Genomic DNA, 20665 nt, shown 5'->3' on the forward strand with positions numbered 1-20665 from the left:
GCGCGCGCATCGAGGCGTTATCCTTCCGCGGTCCCGACCGCCCCGCGCACTGGAGCCGACCGATGTCCGACGTGACCCTGCTGCGAATCGGAATCCTGGTCGCGGGCCTGCTGCTGCTGGCCGCGATCTGGTTCTTCGGTCGTCCCCGGCGTCCCGGGCAGGGCCGGCGCGTCGCGGGGCAGGGCCGGGACGGGCGCGTCGAGCCGTCGCTCGGCGAACAGATCGAGGACACGCTCGCCGGCGACGCGGGCACGCCGGGCGACGCGACGGTGCAGAGCGAACTGGACCTGTTCGAGCGCACGCTCGCCGAGGGCGATGCGGGCACCGCGGAACTCGGGCGCCGGCCCAGCGACGAGTACGACCGGATCGTCACCCTGTACCTGGCCGCGCGCGCCGGCGAGCAGCTGCATGGCCCCGACATCGTGGTGGCCGCCGAGAAGGCCGGCCTGGTCTACGGCCACGCCAACGTGTACCACCGGCTCGTGGAAGGGCATCCCGAACGCGGGCCGATCTTCTCCGTGGCGAACATCGTCAAGCCCGGCAGCTTCGACATGGCCACGATCCAGGAGCTGCGCACGCCCGCGATCGCCTTCTTCCTGACCCTGCCGGCGCCGCTGCCGGCGCTGGATGCCTGGGAAACGATGCTGCCGACGGCGCAGCGCATGGCCGAACTGCTCGACGGCGTCGTGCTGGACGGCGACCGCAACGCGCTGGGCCGCCAGCGCATCGCGCACCTGCGCGACGAACTGCGTGCCTACGACCGCCAGCGCGAAGCCCCGCCCCTGACCCGCCCCGGCCGCTGGTGACCGCAGGCAGGGTGCCGCCGACGTCTCCCACTTCCTCGTAGGAGCGCCTCTACAGGCGCGATGGGCTGCTGACGCGGGTCGACGCCCAGGCGGCTCATTGCGGCCGTGCACGACGACGTGATGCACGCCCGCGCACCCATCGCGCGCGTAGGCGCGCTCCTACGGGCAGCCAGCCATCCTTTCTTGCCCACGTAGGAGCGCCTCTACAGGCGCGATGGGCGTGCCGCGCAAACCAACCGCGTCGCCGCCGCCTTCGTCCGTCGCGCGCCAACAGGCGGGCTGCGTATCATTCGCCGGTCATGCCGACCGATCCCGCCATCCGCGTCGCCGAGTTGCGCCAGGCGCTCGAGGACGCCAACCATCGCTACCACGTGCTCGACGACCCGGCCATCCCGGACGCCGAGTACGACCGCCTGCTGCGCGAACTGCAGGCCCTCGAGGCCGCCCACCCTGAACTCGCCTCGGAGGATTCGCCCAGCCAGCGCGTCGGTGCCGGACCCTCGTCCGGCTTCGCGCCGGTCCGCCACGCGGTGCCGATGCTCTCGCTGGGCAACGCCTTCGAGGACGACGAAGTGGCGGATTTCGTCCGCCGCATCGAGCGCGCGCTCGGCGACGCGTCGCCCGCGTTCTCCGCCGAGCCCAAGCTGGACGGCCTGGCGATCAGCCTGCGCTACGAGGGCGGCCGGCTGGTGCAGGGCGCCACCCGCGGCGACGGAGCGACCGGCGAGGACGTGACCGCGAACCTGCGCACCATCAAGGCGATTCCGCTGCGCCTCCGGGGCGAGGGGTGGCCCGGCGTGCTCGAGGTGCGCGGCGAGGTGTACATGCCGCTGGCCGCCTTCGAGGCGTGGAACGAACGCGCGCGCGCGAATGGCGACAAGGTGCTCGCGAACCCGCGCAACGGCGCCGCCGGGTCGCTCCGCCAGTTGGATCCGCAGGTCACCGCCCGCCGGCCACTGGCGTTCTACGCCTACGCGGTCGGCGCGATCGAGGGATGGACGCCGCCCGGCACCCATTCCGCCGTGCTCGCGAAGCTTCGCGACTGGGGCATGCCGGTCAGCCCGCTCAACGACATCGTCGCGGGCCTCGATGGCCTGCTCGGCTACTACCGCCGCATCGGCGAGGCACGCGACACGCTGCCGTTCGACATCGACGGGGTGGTCTACAAGCTCGACGACCTGGAGGGCCAGCGCGAACTCGGCTTCGTCTCGAGGGCCCCGCGCTGGGCGATCGCGCACAAGTACCCGGCCCAGGAGCAGTCGACGGTCGTCGAGGGCATCGACGTCAACATCGGCCGCACCGGGGCCGCGACGCCGCTCGCGCGCCTGCGTCCCGTGCAGGTGGGCGGCGTCGTGGTCAGCAACGCGACCCTGCACAACGCAGACCAGATCGCGCGGCTGGACGTGCGCATCGGCGACACGGTCATCGTCCGCCGCGCGGGCGACGTCATTCCCGAAGTGGTGCGCGTGGTGCCCGACCAGCGCGCGCCCGGCACGCCGCCGTGGAAGATGCCGGAGACCTGCCCGGTCTGCGGGTCCGAACTGGTGCGCGACGAGGGCGACGTGGTCTGGCGCTGCTCGGGCGAGCTCGCGTGCCCGGCGCAGCGCAAGGAGGCGGTGGCGCACTTCGCGTCGCGCCGGGCGATGGACATCGAGGGCGTCGGCGACCGGATCATCGAGGACCTCGTCGACCTGGGTTTCATCGAATCGCCCGCGGACCTCTACCGCCTGGCGCTGGACGACCTGCTCGAAATGAAGCGCCGAGCGGACGAACGCGACGGCACCACGCCGGAGACGGTCAAGGCAGGCAAGGTGGCCACGCGCTGGGCCGAGAACCTCGTCGAGGCCATCGAGCGCAGCCGCGCGACCACGCTGGAGCGCTTCCTGTTCGCGCTGGGCATCAACCACGTGGGCGAAAGCACGGCGAAGGCGATCGCCGGCTGGTTCGGCGACCTCGACCTGGTCCGCCACCTGCCGTGGCCGCTGTTCAAGCTGGTGCCGGACATCGGTGGCGAAGTGGCGCGCGCCATCGGCCATTTCCTGGACCAGGACGGCAACCAGGCGGTGATCGATGCGCTGCTGGCGCGCGGCGTCTCGGTCGGCGATGCGCACGCGCCCTCGCCGAAGCTGCGGGACGGCCTGGCGCCCGCGTCGCTGCTGGTGCAGCTCGAGATCCCGAAACTGACGCCGCTGCGGGCCGAACAGCTGGCCAGTGCGTTCGCCGCCGTCGACGCCCTGCTGGACGCGGATGTCGAGGCGCTCACCGGCGCCGGACTGCCCGGCGACACGGCCGCGGCGTTCGTCGAATGGCGCGGTGACGGCGACTGCGCGCGACTGCTGCGCGACACGTTCGACGCGGCGGACCGGATCCGCGCGCGGCTGCCCGAAGGCGGCGCGGTGGACGCCGGTCCACTGGACGGGAAGACGGTCGTCCTGACCGGGACGTTGTCGTCGATGACGCGCGACGAGGCGAAGGCGCGGCTGGAGGCGCTGGGCGCGAAGGTCTCGGGCAGCGTGTCGAAGAAAACCGACGTGGTCGTCGCCGGCGAGGCCGCGGGCTCGAAGCTGGCGAAGGCCACCGAACTGGGCATCGCGGTCTGGGACGAGGCGCGGCTCCAGGCGTTCCTGGCGGGGCACGCCTGAGCGTGGACGACTGGCGGCCGACCGCTTCGCTCGACGCGCTGCGGCTGCGCGCCGCGCTCAATGCGCGCATCCGCGGCTTCTTCCAGGCGCGCGGCGTGCTGGAAGTCGAAACGCCCGTGCTGTCGCGCGCGGGCAACACCGATCCGAACATCGCCTCCTTCAGCCTCGACTTCTCCGGGCGGACGGACGGCGGCCCGCGGCGACGCTGGCTGCGGACGTCCCCGGAGTACCCGCTCAAGCGCCTGCTCGCCGCCGGCGCCGGCGACTGCTACGAGCTCGGCCGCGTGTTCCGCGACGGCGAGGCCGGCGGGCGGCACAACCCCGAGTTCACGATGCTGGAGTGGTACCGGGTCGGTTGGGACCACCGGCGACTGGCGGCGGAGGTCGGTGCGCTGGTGAACGAGGCGCTCGGTCTCGTCGGGCGATCGGCCACGTTCCAGGTTGTGTCGTACCGCGAGCTGTTCCGCGATGCGCTCGGCATCGATCCGATGCGCGCCCCAGAGCACGCGCTGCGGGACGCGCTCGGCGACGTGCGGATCGATCCATCCGGCCTGTCGCGCGACGACTGGCTCGACCTGCTCGTCACCCATCGCCTGCAGCCCGCGTTCCCCGCCGATCGGCTGCTGGCCGTGTTCGACTACCCGGCGAGCCAGTGCGCGCTGGCGCGGGTGGGCAGCGACGCCGGAGGCGACCCGGTCGCCGAGCGGTTCGAGGTGTACCTGGGGCCGCTCGAACTGGCCAACGGCTACCACGAACTCCGCGATGCGGCGGAGCAGGGCGCGCGCTTCCAGCGCGACGTGGCGGTGCGCGACGCGCGCGGCCATGGCGCGCCGCCGCGCGACGACGCGCTGCTCGCCGCACTCCGCCATGGCCTGCCGGCCTGCGCTGGAGTCGCGCTCGGCGTGGACCGGTTGCTGATGGCGATGCTCGGGACGGCCCGGATCGCCGACGTGCTGGCGTTCGATTTCGCGCACGCCTGACGCGCGTCAGGTCGTGCGTTCCGACCGCTGGGCGACCTCCACGCGGTCGCGGCCCGTCCGCTTCGCCAGGTAGAGCGCTTCGTCCGCGAGCCGCTTGAGCGACTCGGCCCCGTCGGCGTGCTCGGGGGCCATCGCGATGCCGACGGAGATCGTCACCCGGGGCAGTTCCTGCTGGCGGTGGCGGACCGACATCGCGCTGGCCGCCGCGCGCAGTTCCTCGGCGCGGCGCCGTGCCGACGGCAGGTCCGTTTCCGGCAGGATCAGGGTGAATTCCTCGCCGCCGAAGCGGCAGGCGATGTCCTCGGCGCGGCAGCGCGCCAGCAGCATCTGGCCGAACGAGGCGAGCAGCGCGTCGCCGCCGTCGTGCCCGTGCCGGTCGTTGAACGCCTTGAAGTGGTCGATGTCGAGCATCATCAGCGCCAGCGGCATCGCCCGGCGGCTGCAGCGCGAAAGCTCCCTCGGCAGGGATTCCTCGAGGTACCGTCGGTTGTACAGCCCGGTCAGGGCATCCCGGATGGACTGCTGGCGCAGGGTCTCCTGCAACCGCAGGTTGCCGAGCGCGAGGGAAAGCTGTTCGGCGGCCATCGTCGCGATGTCCAGGCGGGGCACCGGGCCGCGCGACGGGCAGGCCAGGTGGATGAATCCGAGCGTGATGCCCTGCGCGGCGAGCGGCAGGCAGGTGCTGGCCACCGGGCCGCCGGATTCGGGGACGTCGTAGTGGGTGCAGGCCATGCCGTCGTGCACGTCGGCCACGTGGTACGGCTGGCCACGGCGCAATGCCCAGCATTCGGAGGGCTCGACCAGCGCGTGCGGACGCAGGGCCGGATCGCCCCAGGTCGATTCGAGTTCCAGGTGGTCCCGCGACGCGCGCAGCACGTAGATGGCGCCGGCGCATTCGGACAGCAGGCCCGACAGGTGCCGCGTCGACAGCTTCAGGGCTTCGGGCACGTCCTTGCAGCTCTGCAGCACCTCGCCGTAGTCGCGCAGCGCGCGCAGGTCGCCGCTCGCGCGTTCGAGGCGCTCCACCGCGCCCGCGAGTTCGACGTTGCCCGAGCGCGCGGCGTCCTCCGCCTGGCGGCGTTCGCGGACCTCGCGCGACAGCAGGACGTAGATCCAGCCGAGCACCAGCATGCTGAGCGGGATGCCGAGCGCGCCCAGCCCGAGCAGCAGCCAGCCGCTGCGCTCGCTCGCCTCGCGACGCCCCGACAGCAGGGCGCGCTCGGCGGCGATCATCCGCGACATCAGCGCGCCGACCTGTTCCATGAGCGCCAGGCCGCGGTTGCTGCGCGTGTAGGCCTGCGCGGCCGCCAGCGTGTCGTCGTGGTAGATCCGCACGCCCTCGCGCGCGGAGTCCAGGCGTTGCTCGATGAGGTCGCCCAGCGCGGAGACGCGCGCCGCCTGGGCCCGGTTGTCCTGAACGATCGCGGCGAGCGAGGCGATGTCCCGCCGGATGGCCGGCCGGGCGGCCTCGAACGCGGTGAGGTAGTCCGGTTGCCCGGTGAGCAGGTAGCTGCGCTGCGAGGAGATGCCATGCAGGAGCAGGGCGTCGATCCGCTCGATCCGGCCGATGACGTCGTAGGTGTGCGCCACCATGCGGCTCTCCGCCCGGTAGCGCTGGGTCGCGACCATGATCGACAGGCCCACGAGGGCCAGCACCAGGGCGGAAAAGGCGAACCCGAGGAGATAGCGGCGGCGCATCGGCTTGCGCATCCACGGACTGTGCCAGCGGCCTGCCGGGCCGGCAAGGCGCGGCGGCCCCGCCCGCCGCTAGACTGTCGCGATGGATCCGAAGACCGCCGACGCCCCCTTCGATTTCGACCGTTACGACCGGGTCCGGCCGTTGCGCTGGACCGGCGACGGGCTGGAGATCCTCGACCAGCGACGGTTGCCCTTCGATACCACCTACCTCATGGCGGACAGCAGCGACGCGGTGGCCGGTGCGATCCGGGACCTCGCCGTGCGCGGCGCGCCGGCGATCGGCATCGCGGCCGCCTGGGGGGTGGTGCTGGCCGCGCGCGAGGTCGAGGCGGTCGACGGCCCGGCCGCGCTGTCGCGGCTCGAGCCCGCCTTCCAGCACCTCAACGCCGCGCGGCCGACCGCGGTCAACCTCGCCTGGGCACTGGCGCGGATGCGCGCCGTGCTTCGTGCCGCCGGCCCGGACTGGCGCGGGGCACTGGAAGCGGAGGCGAACGCCATCGCAAGCGAGGACCTCGCGGCGAATCGGCGCATGGGCGCGCTCGGCGCGGGCTTGATCGCGCCGGGCAGCGGCGTGCTCACGCACTGCAACACCGGCTCGCTGGCCACCGCGGGCTTCGGCACCGCCCTCGGCGTGATCCGTGCGGGCGTCGCCTCGGGCAGGATCGAGCGGGTGTTCGCCGGCGAGACCCGCCCCTGGCTCCAGGGCGCGCGCCTGACCGCGTGGGAACTGCAGCAGGACGGCGTGCCGGCGCGGCTGATCGCGGACTCTGCCGCCGCGCACCTGATGAAGACCGGCCAGGTGCAGTGGGTGGTGGTGGGCGCGGACCGCATCTGCGCGAACGGCGACGTGGCCAACAAGATCGGCACCTACCAACTGGCCATCGCCGCGCGCCACCACGGCGTGGGGTTCATGGTGGTGGCCCCGTCGTCGACGGTCGACATGGCCACGCCGGACGGCGAGGCGATCGAGATCGAGGAGCGCGACCCCGGCGAGCTGTTCGGCGTCGGCGGGCAGCGCACCGCGGCGCACGACATCGAGGCCTGGAACCCGGTCTTCGACGTCACGCCGCACGCGCTGGTCGACGTGCTGGTGACCGAGCGCGGCATCGTCGAGAAGCCCGACGAGGCAGGCATGCGCGCCGCCTTCGGCTGCTGAGCCCCCCTGTCGTCCCGAGCGCAGCGAGGGACCTGCTTGTTCGATCGCGGCGCCACCGCGCCGCAGGAAGCAGGTTCCTCACTCCGTTCGGAACGACAGGCTCCGTTCGGAACGACAGGTTCCGTTCGGAACGACAGGTTCCGTTCGGAACGACAGGCTCCGTTCGGAACGACAGGCTCCGTTCGGAACGACAGGCTCCGTTCGGAACGACAGGCTCCGTTCGGAACGACGGGTGTGTCGGCCCTCGAACATCCCAACCCCTGTCGTCCCGAGCGCAGCGAGGGACCTGCTTTTCCTGTCCTACCCGACCCCGCAAGGACACATCGGGCGCCATGCCCCCGCCGCCCCCGCCGCGGCCCTCCAAGTCCTTGTTTTTCGCTGGGAATCAGGCGGGCATCGCCCCCCGTTCCGTGATACGATTTCACGTCTTTTCGACCCCGTCCCAGGCCTGCCGCCGACGCGGCCCGGAACGGCCCGTTCCGGGCCGTCCCGCGCCAGGGTGCTGACCGGGACGGACACCACCGAACAACGGAAGCCCGATGGCCGAACTCGCCAAGGAAATCATCCCGGTCAACCTCGAGGACGAGATGCGCCGCAGCTACCTCGATTACGCCATGAGCGTGATCGTGGGGCGTGCGCTCCCGGACGTGCGCGACGGCCTCAAGCCGGTCCACCGCCGCGTCCTGTTCGCGATGAACGAGCTGGGCGCGCACTCGGGCAAGCCGTACTACAAGTCCGCGCGCATCGTCGGCGACGTCATCGGCAAGTACCACCCGCATGGCGACACCGCGGTCTACGACACGCTGGTCCGCATGGCGCAGCCGTTCTCGCTGCGCTACATGCTGGTCGACGGGCAGGGCAACTTCGGCTCGATCGACGGCGACGCCGCGGCGGCGATGCGCTACACCGAGGCGCGCATGTCGCGCCTGGCGCACGAGCTGCTGGCCGACATCGACAAGGAAACCGTCGACTTCCAGCCCAACTACGACGAGAAGGAACTCGAGCCGAGCGTCATGCCGGCGCGGGTGCCGAACCTGCTCGTCAACGGCTCGGCCGGCATCGCGGTCGGCATGGCCACCAACATCCCGCCGCACAACCTGGGCGAGGTGGTCGACGCGACGATCGCCCTGATCGACGACCCGCAGATCGACATCGACGGGCTGATGCAGTTCGTGCCCGGCCCGGACTTCCCGACCGCGGGCATCATCAACGGCGTTGGCGGCATCCACCTGGCCTACCGCACCGGCCGTGGCCGGGTGCGGATGCGCGCGCGCGCCGACGTCGAGGTCGACGACCGCACCGGCCGCGAGGCCATCGTCGTCACCGAGATCCCGTACCAGGTCAACAAGGCGCGGCTGATCGAGAAGATCGCCGAGCTGGTGAAGGAGAAGAAGCTCGAGGGCATCAGCGAGCTGCGCGACGAGTCCGACAAGGACGGCATGCGCATCTACATCGAGGTCAAGCGCGGCGAGTCGGCCGAGGTCGTGCTCAACAACCTCTACTCGCAGACGCCGATGGAGTCGGTGTTCGGCATCAACATGGTGGCGCTGGTCGACGGCCGCCCGCAGACCCTCGACCTCAAGCAGATCCTCGAGGCCTTCGTCCGCCACCGCCGCGAGGTGGTGACCCGCCGCACCATCTTCGAGCTGCGCAAGGCGCGCGCCCGCGCGCACGTGCTCGAGGGCCTGACGGTCGCGCTGGCGAACATCGACGAGATGATCGAGCTCATCAAGACCTCGGAGAACCCGCAGGTCGCGAAGGAGCGCATGCTCTCGCGGCGCTGGCAGCCGGGCCTGGTCGGCTCGCTGCTCGAGGCCGCGGGCGCCGAGGCCTCGCGCCCCGAGGACCTGCCGGCCGGCGTGGGCCTGCTCGCGGACGGCTACCAGCTGACCGAAGTCCAGGCCCAGCAGATCCTGGAAATGCGCCTGCACCGCCTGACCGGCCTGGAGCAGGAGAAGCTGACCGACGAGTACCGCCAGCTGCTCGAGACCATCCGCGGCCTGATCGAGATCCTCGAGGATCCGGACGTGCTGCTGGAGGTGATCCGCACCGAGCTGCGCAACCTGAAGGAAGAATTCGGCGACGCGCGCCGCAGCGAGATCCGGCAGAGCGAGGAGGACCTCGACATCCTCGACCTGATCGCGCCGGAGGACGTGGTCGTGACGCTGTCGCACTCGGGCTACGCCAAGCGCCAGCCGGTCACCGCCTACCGCGCGCAGAAGCGTGGCGGCCGCGGCCGCAATGCCGCGCGGACCAAGGACGAGGACTTCATCGACCAGCTGTGGCTGGTCAACACCCACGACACCCTGCTGACCTTCACCAGCAGCGGTCGGGTGTTCTGGCTGCCGGTGCACCAGTTGCCCGACGCCGGTCCGCACGCGCGCGGCCGACCGATCGTGAACTGGATCGCGCTGGAGCCGGGCGAGCAGGTCCAGGCCGTCGTGCCGGTGCGCGAGTACGGGGAGGACAAGTTCGTCTTCTTCGCCACCCGCAACGGCACGGTCAAGAAGACGCCGCTGACCGAGTACGCCTACCGGCTGCAGCGCGGCAAGATCGCCATCAACCTCGACGAGGGCGATGCGCTGGTCAACGTCGAGATCACCGATGGCGGCCGCGACGTGATGCTGTTCGCCAGCAATGGCAAGGCCGTGCGCTTCGCCGAGGACGAGGTCCGCGCGATGGGCCGCACCGCGACAGGCGTGCGCGGCATGCGGCTGGCCGAGGGCGAGCACGTGGTCAGCATGGTGGTGGTCGACGGCGACGGCGACATCCTCACCGCCAGCGAACGCGGCTACGGCAAGCGCACGCCGCTGGAGGACTACCCGCGCAAGGGCCGCGGCATCCAGGGCGTGATCGCGCTCAAGACCACCGCCCGCAACGGCAAGCTGGTCGGCGCGATCCAGCTGTCCGACCACCACGAGGTGCTGCTCATCTCGGACGGCGGGACGATGGTGCGCACGCGCGCGGCGGAAATCTCGCAGGTCAGCCGGAACACGCAGGGCGTGACCCTGATGCGGCTCGCCAGCGACGAGTCGCTGCAGGCGGTCGAGCGCGTGGACGCGTCGTTCGACGACGAGGAGGACGAGACGGCCGACGCAGCAGGCACCGAGGCGACACCGGTGCCGCCGGCGGGCTGACGCCAGGTCTACCAGCAGCAGGAAGAAAAGGGCGCCTCCCGGCGCCCTTTTCATTTCCCGTAGGAGCGCGCCTGCGCGCGCGATGCCTGCGCGGGCAAGCCCATCGCGCCTGCAGAGGCGCTCCTACGGGTTCCTCGGGGTCAGTCGAGGTTCTCGAGGACGTGCTCGGCGGAGGAGACGCGGTACTCGCCGGGCGCCTCGACGTAGAGCTGCTTCACCACGCCGTCGTCGGCGACCAGCGCGAAGCGCTTGGCCCGCGTGCCCATGCCGTACGCGCTGGCGTCCATCGACAGGCCGAGCGCCCGCGCGAAGTCGCCATTGCCGTCGGCCAGCATTTCCAGGCCCTCGGGCACGTCCTGGCTCCGGCCCCAGGCCTGCATCACGAACGGGTCGTTGACCGACAGGCAGTACACCTCGATGCCCCGGCTGCGGAAGGCGTCGAAGTGCTCGATGAAGCCTGGGAGGTGGCGCTCCGAACACGTGGGCGTGAACGCCCCGGGCACCGCGAACACGACCGCCTTCCTGCCTTCGAACAGGCTCGCGGTGTCGACGGTCTCGACGCCGTCGCGGATGCGCTGGAGGGGGACTTCGGGCAGGCGGTCGCCGACCTGGATGGACATGGGACTGGCTCCTGTGGGGAAGGGAAAGACGCGGACACGGTCCGCTGCTGAATGGGGGCGGCGCGCCGACGGTGCCATCCGGCGCGGCCCCGGCGGTGCCCTTGAAAGACCCGGGCCGGTCCCTATGTTGCCAGCATCGCGGCGTGTGGCGCCGCATCGACGAGACGGAGACAGACCATGAGCCTCATGCGCTACAGGCAGCAGTGGCCCATCGCCTTCCAGGGCCAGGCGCTGCAGGACGAGATCAAGCAGGTGTTCGACCGGTTCTTCCAGGACGAGGGCGACGAGTCCTCGGTCGTGACCAGCCAGTGGACGCCCCGGGTGGACATCAAGGAAGAGCCGGGCCGGTTCGTGATCTTCGCGGACCTGCCGGGCATCGACCCCCGCGAGGTGGAGGTGCTGATGGACAAGGGCATCCTCACCATCAAGGGCGAGCGTCGCAGCGAGAGCAGCGAGCAGACCGAGCGCTTCTCGCGGATCGAGCGACGCTATGGAAGCTTCCACAGGCGCTTCGCGCTGCCGGACTCTGCCGATCCGGAAGGGATCACCGCCAGCGGTGGCCACGGCGTGCTGGAGATCAGCATCCCGAAGCGGCCGGAGACCACGCCGCGTCGCATCCAGGTGGGTGGGCCCGGAACCGAGGGCACGCGCCAGTAGGGCGCCGCCCCCGGCGTCCGCGCACCCGCTCGGGTGCGCGGCCGCCACTGGCTACACTCGGGGGCCCGCCGGCATGCCGGCGGGCCTTCGTCGCGCCGGGCCGGCTGGCCCCCTGCACGCGCGACACCCGGGCACGCAATCGCGAGGCAGGCATGCAGTTCAAGGATTACTACGAGACCCTTGGCGTCGAGCCGGGCGCGGGCGAGGCGGAGATCAAGACCGCCTACCGCCGGCTGGCGCGCAAGTACCACCCCGACGTCAGCAAGGAAGCCGGCGCGGAGGAGAAGTTCAAGGCCGTCAACGAGGCCTACGAGGCACTGCGCGACCCGCAGAAGCGCGCCGCGTACGACCAGCTGCGCGGGCGGGGCTACCGGCCCGGCGACGACGTGCAGCCGGGCGGGTTCGGCGGCGGCGCGGGCGACGGGGTCGACTTCGAGGAGATCTTCGCCGGCGGCGGTGCGGGTGGCGGGTTCTCCGACTTCTTCGAGGAACTCTTCGGGCGCCGGCGCGGTGGTTTCGGGCGCCCGGGCGGTGGCGGCCCGCAACGCCCCCGCCAGAGCCGCGCGCGCCTGGCCGTGCCGCTGGAGTCCGTCTATCGCGGCGACAGCGTGCGCATCGGCATCGACGGCAGGACGCTGGACGTGCGCGTGCCGAAGGGCATCCGCGAAGGGCAGTCGATCCGCCTGGCAGGGCAGGGGGGTGGCGGGGGCGACCTGCTGCTGCAGGTCGAGTACGCGGCGCACCCCCAGTTCGAGGTGGATGGCCGAAACATCATCCACGTGCTGCCGGTCGCGCCCTGGGAGGCGGCGATGGGTGCGACGGTCAGCGTGCCGACGCTGGGCGGCCCGGTGGAGCTGAAGATCCCGCCGGACTCGGAGGCCGGCCGCAAGTTGCGGTTGCGCGGCCGCGGCCTGCCGGGCACGCCCGGGGGCGACCAGATCGTCGAACTGGAGGTGCTGGCGCCGAAGGCGGAAACCCCGGCGCAGCGCGAGGCCTACGCGGCGATGGCCGAGGCGTTCGGCGAAGGGTGGCGGCGCGCCTGAGCGGCGGCCGCAGGGCGGTCAGGCCGCGTCGCCCGAAGGGGCGTCGAGGGGATTGCCGCCGGCCAGCCACTGCTCGATCAGCGTGGACAGCTCGTCCTCGCCGAAGGGCTTGGTGATGTAGGCCTTCGCGCCCTGGCGCATGCCCCAGACGCGGTCGGTGTCCTGGTCCTTCGTGGTCACCAGGATCACCGGGATGTGCTTGGTGGTCGGTTCGCGCGTGATCGCGCGCGTGGCCTGGAACCCGTTGAGGTTCGGCATGACGACGTCCATCAGGATCAGGTCCGGCACTTCGCGCTTCGCGGCCTCGACGCCGTCGGCGCCGTCCTCCGCGGTCAGCGCCTCGTGCCCGAGCTTCTCGACGATGCGGCGGATGCCCATCAGTTGCGACGGCGAATCGTCGACGATCAGGATGCGCGCCATACGGCTCCCCCGGTTGGCCTCGGGCGATTGTAACGACGTCGCCCGGGACCGCAAACGGGCTGCGCATGGCCCCTAGAGGCGGACCAGCGTCCTGCCGAGCGAGCCGCCGCGCAGCATCCCCGCGAAGACGTCCGGCAACTCGTCCAGCGTGGCTTCCCGGGTGAGGATGCGATCCAGGTGCGCCGGCTTCCATTCGCCCGCAAGCCGGCGCCAGACGTCCTCGCGGATGTCGCGGGCGGTGCCCGCGGACGCCACGCCCAGCAGCGAAACGCCGCGGATGATGAAGGGCATGACGGTGGTCTGGAGCGCGTGCGTCGCCGCCAGTCCGGCGCTGGCGACGTTGCCGTAGGGCGCGGTCTGCGCCAGCAGGCTGGCGAGCATCGGGCCGCCCACGTTGTCCAGGCCGCCCCCGAAGGCGGCCGATTCCATCGGACGGGTGGTGGCCAGCGCGTCGCGGCCGAGGACGCGGCGCGCACCGAGCGACTGCAGGTACGCGTGCTGGTCCGTCTTCCCGCTGACCGCGTGCACCTCGAATCCCGCGCGGCTGAAGATGTCGATGGCCAGCGAGCCGACGCCGCCGGTCGCGCCGGTCACGCACAGCGGCCCGAGGTCCGGCGACTGCCGGTTCTCGACCATGCGCAGGAGCGCCAGCGCGGCCGTGAAGCCCGCGGTGCCGATGACCATCGACTCGCGCAGGTCCAGGCCTGCAGGCAGCGCGATGGTCCATTCCGCCGGGAGCCGCGCGTATTCGGAATAGCCGCCGTCGCGCGTCTCCGACAGGCCGCTGCCCGTGGCGAGCACCGCGTCGCCCTCGCGGAAGCGCGGGTCCCGGGAGGCCACCACGTGGCCGGCGGCGTCGATGCCGCCGACCAGCGGGAAGCGCCGCAGGATCCGGCCCTCGCCCGTGCCCGCCAGCGCGTCCTTGTAGTTGACCGACGAGAACGCCGTCCGGATGACGACTTCGCCCTCCGCGAGGTCCTCGAGCCCGATGTCCTCGATCCCGGCCCGGTGGCCGGGCGCGCCATCGGCGCCATGGTCGTGGATCCGGAAGGCTCGGAAGCGCGTCGGCAGGGTCATGTAGTGTCCTCGGGAAGCGGTGCCCGGATCAGCGCAGGTCGGAACGGCGCTTCTCGTCGAGCCATTTGTCGGCATGCGCGGGGGCGTAGCCGCGCATCCAGGCGAGCATGGCGTCCATGTCCTCGCCATGCCAGAGGTCGCGGCGCTGGTCGGCGTGCAGGAATCGCTCGTCGACCATGCGGTCCATCATCGCGACCAGCGGCGCGAAGAAGCCCTCGACGTCCAGGAACGCGCAGGGCTTGTCGCCCAGGCCGAGCTGGCGCCAGGTCAGCATCTCGAACATCTCGTCGAGCGTGCCGAACCCGCCGGGCAGGGCGACGAAGCCGTCGGACAGGTCGAACATCCGCGCCTTGCGCGCATGCATGCTGTCGACCACCTCGAGCCGGGTCAGGCCGCGGTGCGCGACTTCCCAGCCGACAAGCTGCTCGGGGATCACGCCGACCACCTCGCCACCGGCCGCGAGCGCGGCGTCCGCGACGATGCCCATCAGGCCGACGTTGCCGCCGCCGTACACCACCGCGACGCCGTCGCGCGCCAGGCGCGTGCCCAGTTCCGCGGCACGCGCGGCATACACCGCCCGAGACCCGGCGTTCGATCCGCAGTAGACGCAGACGGTGCGAAGCGAATCAGTCATCCGATCGCCCGGTCATTCCGTATGCCGACGGACGCGACCTGCAGCCAGCGCCCTGTCGTTCCGAGCCGGAGGCGAGGAACCTGCTCTTCACAAGTGAAGTGAAGCAGGTCCCTCGCTGCGCTCGGGATGGCAGGGGCGGTGCACGCAGGCCGGTCAATTGGCCTTGTGGATCGCGCGCTTGTCGACTGCCATCGCGGCGTCGTGGATCGCTTCCGACAGGGTGGGGTGCGCATGGCAGATGCGGGCGAGGTCGTCGGCGGAGCCGTTGAATTCCATCGTCAGCACGCCCTCGTGGACCAGTTCGGACACGCCCACGCCAACCAGGTGCAGGCCCAGGACGCGGTCGGTCTCGGCATGCGCCAGCACCTTCACGAAGCCCGCCGGTTCGCCCATCGCCACCGCGCGGCCGATCGCCGCGAACGGGAAGCTGCCGGCCTTGTACGGCACCCCGTCGTCCTTGAGCTGCTGCTCGGTGCGGCCGACCCAGGCGATTTCGGGCTCTGTGTAGATCACCCAGGGGATCGTCTCGAAGTTGACGTGGCCCGGCAGGCCCGCGATCAGCTCGGCGACCGCGATGCCTTCCTCGAAGCCCTTGTGCGCCAGCATCGGCCCGCGCACGCAGTCGCCGATCGCCCAGACGCCGTCCACGCCCGTGTGGCAGTGTTCGTCGACCTCGACCATCCCGCGCGCGTCCAGCTTCACGCCGGTGTCGTCGGCAAGCAGGCCCTTCGTCGCGGCGCGGCGTCCCACGCACACGAGCAGCTTGTCGAAGACCTGCGTCTCGTCCTTGCCGTCGGCGCCGGACCAGGTCACGTGGACCGCTGACTTCTTCACCTCGGCCTTCGTGACCTTGCAGCCCAGGCGGATGTCCAGGCCCTGCTTCTTGAACTCGCGGGCGGCGGTCTTGGCGACCTCGGCGTCGGCGGCGGCCAGGAAGTCCGGCATCGCCTCCAGGATCGTGACCTCGCTGCCCAGGCGCTTCCACACGCTGCCCAGCTCCAGGCCGATGACGCCGGCGCCGATCACGCCCAGGCGCCTGGGCACCGTCTCGAAGTCCAGCGCGCCGGCGTTGTCGACCACGGTCTTGCCGTCGAACTTCGCGAACGGCAGTTCGATCGAATCCGAGCCCGCCGCGATGATCACGTTCGTGCCCTTGAGCTCGACCTCCTTGCCGTCGTGCTGCTTCACCTTGACGACGTTGCCCTTGTGCAGGGTGCCGAAGCCGTAGAAGGGCGTGACCTTGTTCGCCTTGAACAGCATCGCGATGCCGCCGGTGAACTGCTTCACGATCTTGTCCTTGCGGCCGATCATCTGGCCGACGTCCATCTTCGCGTCCTTGAAGCTGATGCCGTGGTCGCCGAAGAGGTGGGACATGTTCCAGAACTGGCGCGAGGAGTCGAGCAGCGCCTTGGATGGGATGCAGCCCACGCGCAGGCACGTGCCGCCCAGCGCCGGCTTGCCGTCCTTGCCGAGCGCCGCGTCGATGCAGGCGGTCTTCAGGCCCAGCTGGGCCGCGCGGATGGCGGCGTGGTAGCCGGCGGGGCCGGCGCCGATCACCACGACGTCGAAGTTCTGGGGTTCGCTCATCGGTTCACTCGCTTGTCCGGTGTGTCGAGGGTGGGCGCGCGGGCGCTCACATGCCCAGCAGCATGCGCTGCGGGTTCTCCAGCTGGTTCTTGATGTCGACCAGGAACAGCACCGCGTCCTTGCCGTCGATGATGCGGTGGTCGTAGGACAGCGCGATGTACATCATCGGCGCGGCGACGACCTGGCCGTTCTCCACGACCGGGCGCTCCTTGATCGCGTGCATGCCCAGGATGGCCGACTGCGGCGGGTTCACGATCGGCGTGGACATCAGCGAGCCGAACACGCCGCCATTGGTGATGGTGAACGTGCCGCCCTGCAGGTCCTCGAGCTTCAGTCCGCCCTCGCGCGCGGCGCGGGCGTAGCCGTCGATGCCCTGCTCGACGTCGGCGAAGGACATCCGCTCGACGTTGCGCAGCACCGGCGTCACCAGGCCGCGCTCGGTCGACACCGCGATCGAGATGTCGGCGTAGCCGTGGTAGATGATGTCGTTGCCGTCGACCGACGCGTTGACCACCGGGTGGCGCTGCAGCGCGTTCGCCGCGGCCTTGGCGAAGAAGCTCATGAAGCCGAGCTTGATGCCGTGTTCCTTCTGGAACGCCTCGCCCAGCTCCTTGCGCATCTTCATGACCTTGGCGAGGTTGACCTCGTTGAACGAGGTCAGCATCGCGATGGAGTCCTTGGACTGCATCAGGCGCTCGGCGATGCGCGCGCGCATGCGGGTCATCGGCACGCGCTCCTCCGGCCGCGCGCCGCCCGCGGTGCCGGCGCCGGCGTTGCGGGCGTAGTTGAGCAGGTCCTCCTTGGTCACGGCGCCGCGGCGACCCGTGCCCTCGACCTGCGACGGGTCGATGCCTTCCTTCTGCGCGGTGAAGCGCGCGCCCGGCGGCAGCGCGTCCGACTTGCCGGACTTGGCGGCGGCCGGCTGCGAGGCAGCCTTCGCCGGGGCGGCCTGCTTCGGTGCATCGGCCTTGGCGGGCGCGTCGGCGGCCTTCTTCTCTTCCTTCTTCGCCGGCGCGGCGCCTTCCTCGATCAGCGCCACGACCTGCTGGCTGGTCACGGTGTCGCCGGCCTGGAACTTGAGTTCCCTGACCACGCCGTCGACGGGCGAGGGGACCTCGAGCACCACCTTGTCGGTCTCCAGGTCGAGCAGGTTCTCGTCGCGCGCGATCGGCTCGCCGACCTGCTTGTGCCAGCTGGCGATGACGGCATCGGACACGGATTCCGGCAGGACCGGGACTTTGACTTCGATGGACATGGGCGGCGTCCTGTTTCGCTGGGATGCGATGGGAAGGGTGGGATGCGGCTACTCGACGACGATGTCGCCGTTGAGCTCGTTGTGCAGGGCGTCGGCGACCAGGCGCGCCTGTTCCTCGACGTGGTCGCTGAAGTGGCCGCAGGCCGGCGACGGCGAGCGGGCGCGGCCGACGTAGTGCAGCGCCTGCTTCGGCTGCAGGCAGGCGCGCAGGTGGTGCTGGATCTGGTACCAGGGGCCCTGGTTCTGCGGCTCTTCCTGGCACCACACCACGTCGCCGACCTTCGCGAAGCGCTTGAGCTCCTCGACCAGCTCGGGGCGCGGGAAGGGATAGAGCTGCTCGACGCGGACCAGCGCGACGTCGTCCACGCCGTCCTTCGTCGCCTGCTCGAGCAGGTCGTAGTAGACCTTGCCCGAGCACAGCACGACGCGGCGCGGCTTCTTCGAGGTCGCGGTCGTGTCGGGGATCAGCTTCTGGAATCCGCCGCCGGACAGCTCGTCCATCGACGACACCGCCAGCTTGTGGCGCAGCAGCGACTTGGGCGTCATCACCACCAGCGGCTTGCGCGTGGGCATGCGCATCTGGCGGCGGATCATGTGGTACGCCTGCGCCGGCGTCGTCGGCGCGCACACCAGCATGTTGTCGAGCGCGCACAGTTGCAGGAAGCGCTCCAGGCGCGCGGAGCTGTGCTCCGGGCCTTGGCCTTCGTAGCCGTGCGGCAGGAACAGCGCCAGGCCGCACAGGCGGCCCCACTTGGCCTCGCCCGAGGACAGGAACTGGTCGATGACGACCTGCGCGCCGTTGGCGAAATCGCCGAACTGCGCCTCCCAGATGTCGAGGGTCTGCGGGTCGGCGGTGGCGTAGCCGTACTCGAACGCCATCACCGCCTCCTCGCTGAGCAACGAGTCGATGATGGTCACGTCCTCGGGATTCTCGACCAGCCCGCGCAGCGGCACGTAGGGCTCGGCCGAGTCCTGGTCGTGCAGGATCGCGTGGCGGTGGAAGAACGTGCCGCGGCCGGAGTCCTGGCCGACCAGGCGCAGGCGGTAGCCCTCGCGCAGCAGCGTGGCGTAGGCGAGGTTCTCGGCGAAGCCCCAGTCGCCCGGCTGCTCGCCGGCGGCCATCTTCGCGCGATCCTGGTAGATCTTGGCGACGCGCGCGTGCAGCTTCACGTTGTCGGGCACGGTGGTGATCGTGCGCGCGAGCTGCGCCAGGTCGTCGGCGGGGAAGGTGGTGTCGACGGGGTCGGACAGCGTCCCGGACAGGTACTTCGACCAGTCGATCGTGAACTCGTCGTCCTTCGACTCGGCCAGTTCGGTCGTGACCTTGCCCTCGTCGAGCTTGCCGCGGTACGCGTCCACGAGCGCCTTGGCGTCGTCGGCGGACAGCACGCCGGCCTCGGCCAGCTGCCCGGCGTAGAGCTCGCGCGTGGTCGGGTGCTTGCGGATCTTCTGGTACATCAGCGGCTGCGTCGCCGCCGGCTCGTCGGCCTCGTTGTGGCCGTGGCGGCGGTAGCAGACCAGGTCGATCACCACGTCCTTGCCGAACCGCTGGCGGAAGTCGAACGCCAGTTCCGCGCAGAAGGCGACCGCCTCGGGGTGGTCGCCGTTCACGTGCAGGACCGGGGCGTCGACCATCATCGCCACGTCCGTGCAGTACAGCGTGGAGCGCGCGTCCTGCCGCTCGCTGGTGGTGAAGCCCACCTGGTTGTTGATCACCACGTGCAGCGTGCCGCCGACCGCGAACCCGCGCGCCTGCGACATCTGCAGCAGTTCCATGACCACGCCCTGGCCGGCGAACGCGGCGTCGCCGTGCATCAGGATCGGCAGCACCTGCTGGCGCGCGCGGTCGCGGCGGCGGTGCTGGCGCGAGCGCGAGCTGCCGGCGACCACCGGGTCGACGATCTCCAGGTGCGACGGGTTGAACGCCAGCGCCAGGTGCACCGGGCCGCCATCGGTGGCCACGTCGGCGGAGAAGCCCATGTGGTACTTCACGTCGCCGGTGTGCGGGCGGTCGTCGTGCTTGTGCTCGAACTTGCCCTCGAACTCGTCGAACAGCTGGCGCGGCGGCTTGCCGAGGGTGTTGATCAGCACGTTCAGGCGGCCGCGGTGGGCCATGCCCATCACGACCTCGCGCACGCCGTCGCCGCCGGCGCGGCGGATCACCACGTCCAGCAGCGGGATCAGCGCGTCGCCGCCCTCGAGCGAGAAGCGCTTCTGGCCGACGTACTTGGTGTGCAGGTAGCGTTCCAGGCCCTCGGCGGCGGTGAGCCGCTCGAGGATCCGGCGCTGCGAGCCGGCGGACTGGCCGTATTCGCCGCCGGCCGCCTCCAGGCGCTCGTAGAGCCAGCGGCGCTGCTCGGCGTCGCTGATGTGCATGAACTCGGCGCCGATCGGGCCGGCGTAGGTACGCTTGAGCAGCGCGAGCAGGTCGCGCAGCGTCATGCGCGCGCCGCCGCGGACGTTGCCGGTGCCGAACTCCTGGTCCAGGTCGGACTGCGACAGGCGGTGGAACGCCAGGTCCAGGTCCGGGGCGCCGGGCATCTCCATCATCCCGAGCGGGTCCAGGTCGGCGGCCAGGTGGCCGCGCGACCGGTAGGCGGTCACCAGCTTGCCAATGGCCAGCTCGCGCTCGTCGCCGGCCGCCATGGGGGTCGCGCCGGCGCCGTCGGTCGCGCGGCGGCCGGCCGCGGCCACGGCGCTGGCGATCGCCGAATGCGGCACGTCGCCGGCCTTGCGGCCCTCGAAGCCGTCGAACCACGCCTTCCATTGCGGGCCGACGCTGTCGGGGTCGACCAGGTACTGCTCGTAGAGGTCCTCGAGGAAGGCGGCGTTGGCGCCGAATTGCGAGGAACGCGCGAACTGCTTCAGGAGACTGTCCACTCTGGCGTCGGGAAGCTTCGGATGGGGGGGCGGGCGCATGGCGCCGGCGGCGGCGGGGCACCGGACGGGCATT

General features: G+C 71.1%; 15 protein-coding genes. 7 read left to right on the forward strand and 8 right to left on the reverse strand.

From position 1 onward, the window contains the following. Positions 1 to 62 precede the first annotated feature (62 nt). From zipA to epmA, 3 genes are all read left to right on the forward strand, one after another. Positions 63 to 806, forward strand: a complete 744-nt coding sequence (gene zipA, locus ACYU7H_RS07960) for a cell division protein ZipA (RefSeq protein ID WP_460813690.1) — start codon at positions 63 to 65, stop codon at positions 804 to 806. A 299-nt stretch (positions 807 to 1105) separates the two neighbouring features. Further along, positions 1106 to 3448 (forward strand): NAD-dependent DNA ligase LigA, encoded by a 2343-nt coding sequence (gene ligA / locus ACYU7H_RS07965; RefSeq protein ID WP_460813692.1) that lies wholly within the window; start codon positions 1106 to 1108, stop codon positions 3446 to 3448. Further along, complete coding sequence (epmA, locus tag ACYU7H_RS07970; protein WP_460814010.1) at positions 3445 to 4428, forward strand: EF-P lysine aminoacylase EpmA; 984 nt, start codon at positions 3445 to 3447, stop codon at positions 4426 to 4428. The genes ligA and epmA overlap by 4 nt, the downstream gene beginning before the upstream one ends. A 6-nt stretch (positions 4429 to 4434) precedes the next feature. On the opposite strand, the gene ACYU7H_RS07975 is transcribed toward epmA, so the two are convergent. Then, positions 4435 to 6138 (reverse strand): diguanylate cyclase, encoded by a 1704-nt coding sequence (locus tag ACYU7H_RS07975; RefSeq protein WP_460813694.1) that lies wholly within the window; start codon positions 6136 to 6138, stop codon positions 4435 to 4437. A 70-nt stretch (positions 6139 to 6208) separates the two neighbouring features. Between ACYU7H_RS07975 and mtnA the strand changes: the two genes are divergently transcribed. Together mtnA and gyrA are read left to right on the forward strand one after the other, a co-directional pair. Further along, positions 6209 to 7282 carry an S-methyl-5-thioribose-1-phosphate isomerase gene (mtnA, locus tag ACYU7H_RS07980; protein ID WP_460813696.1) on the forward strand — a complete coding sequence of 358 codons (1074 nt, stop codon included), beginning with the start codon at positions 6209 to 6211 and terminating at the stop codon, positions 7280 to 7282. Positions 7283 to 7821: 539 nt separating this feature from the next. After that, a complete protein-coding gene (gene gyrA, locus ACYU7H_RS07985) occupies positions 7822 to 10419 on the forward strand; it encodes a DNA gyrase subunit A (RefSeq protein ID WP_460813698.1) in 2598 nt (865 codons plus the stop codon). Positions 10420 to 10559: 140 nt separating this feature from the next. Here the strand turns inward: gyrA and ACYU7H_RS07990 are convergent, their stop codons facing one another. Further along, on the reverse strand, positions 10560 to 11039 hold the full coding sequence (locus ACYU7H_RS07990) for a redoxin family protein (RefSeq protein WP_460813699.1): 480 nt from the start codon (positions 11037 to 11039) through the stop codon (positions 10560 to 10562). Between the two features lie 177 nt (positions 11040 to 11216). On the opposite strand from ACYU7H_RS07990, the gene ACYU7H_RS07995 reads away from it, so the two are divergent. Further along, entirely contained in the window at positions 11217 to 11696 is a 480-nt protein-coding gene (locus ACYU7H_RS07995) for an Hsp20/alpha crystallin family protein (RefSeq protein ID WP_460813701.1), read from the forward strand. A gap of 152 nt (positions 11697 to 11848) precedes the next feature. Next, positions 11849 to 12739 (forward strand): DnaJ C-terminal domain-containing protein, encoded by an 891-nt coding sequence (locus ACYU7H_RS08000; RefSeq protein ID WP_460813702.1) that lies wholly within the window; start codon positions 11849 to 11851, stop codon positions 12737 to 12739. An 18-nt stretch (positions 12740 to 12757) separates the two neighbouring features. Here ACYU7H_RS08000 and ACYU7H_RS08005 read toward each other — a convergent pair whose 3' ends face one another. From ACYU7H_RS08005 to ACYU7H_RS08030, 6 genes are all read right to left on the reverse strand, one after another. Further along, entirely contained in the window at positions 12758 to 13159 is a 402-nt protein-coding gene (locus ACYU7H_RS08005) for a response regulator (RefSeq protein ID WP_460813704.1), read from the reverse strand. A gap of 72 nt (positions 13160 to 13231) precedes the next feature. Then, on the reverse strand, positions 13232 to 14236 hold the full coding sequence (locus ACYU7H_RS08010; protein ID WP_460813706.1) for a YhdH/YhfP family quinone oxidoreductase: 1005 nt from the start codon (positions 14234 to 14236) through the stop codon (positions 13232 to 13234). A gap of 28 nt (positions 14237 to 14264) precedes the next feature. Beyond that, on the reverse strand, positions 14265 to 14870 hold the full coding sequence (locus ACYU7H_RS08015) for an LOG family protein (RefSeq protein ID WP_460813708.1): 606 nt from the start codon (positions 14868 to 14870) through the stop codon (positions 14265 to 14267). A 153-nt stretch (positions 14871 to 15023) separates the two neighbouring features. After that, positions 15024 to 16457: a dihydrolipoyl dehydrogenase gene (gene lpdA, locus ACYU7H_RS08020; RefSeq protein WP_460813709.1), complete on the reverse strand. Its 1434-nt coding sequence runs from the start codon at positions 16455 to 16457 to the stop codon at positions 15024 to 15026. 46 nt (positions 16458 to 16503) lie between these two features. After that, a complete protein-coding gene (gene sucB / locus ACYU7H_RS08025; RefSeq protein WP_460813711.1) occupies positions 16504 to 17712 on the reverse strand; it encodes a dihydrolipoyllysine-residue succinyltransferase in 1209 nt (402 codons plus the stop codon). A 48-nt stretch (positions 17713 to 17760) separates the two neighbouring features. After that, entirely contained in the window at positions 17761 to 20592 is a 2832-nt protein-coding gene (locus ACYU7H_RS08030; RefSeq protein WP_460813712.1) for a 2-oxoglutarate dehydrogenase E1 component, read from the reverse strand. Positions 20593 to 20665: the final 73 nt, after the last annotated feature.

It is taken from the genome of Luteimonas pelagia (genome assembly GCF_054776035.1).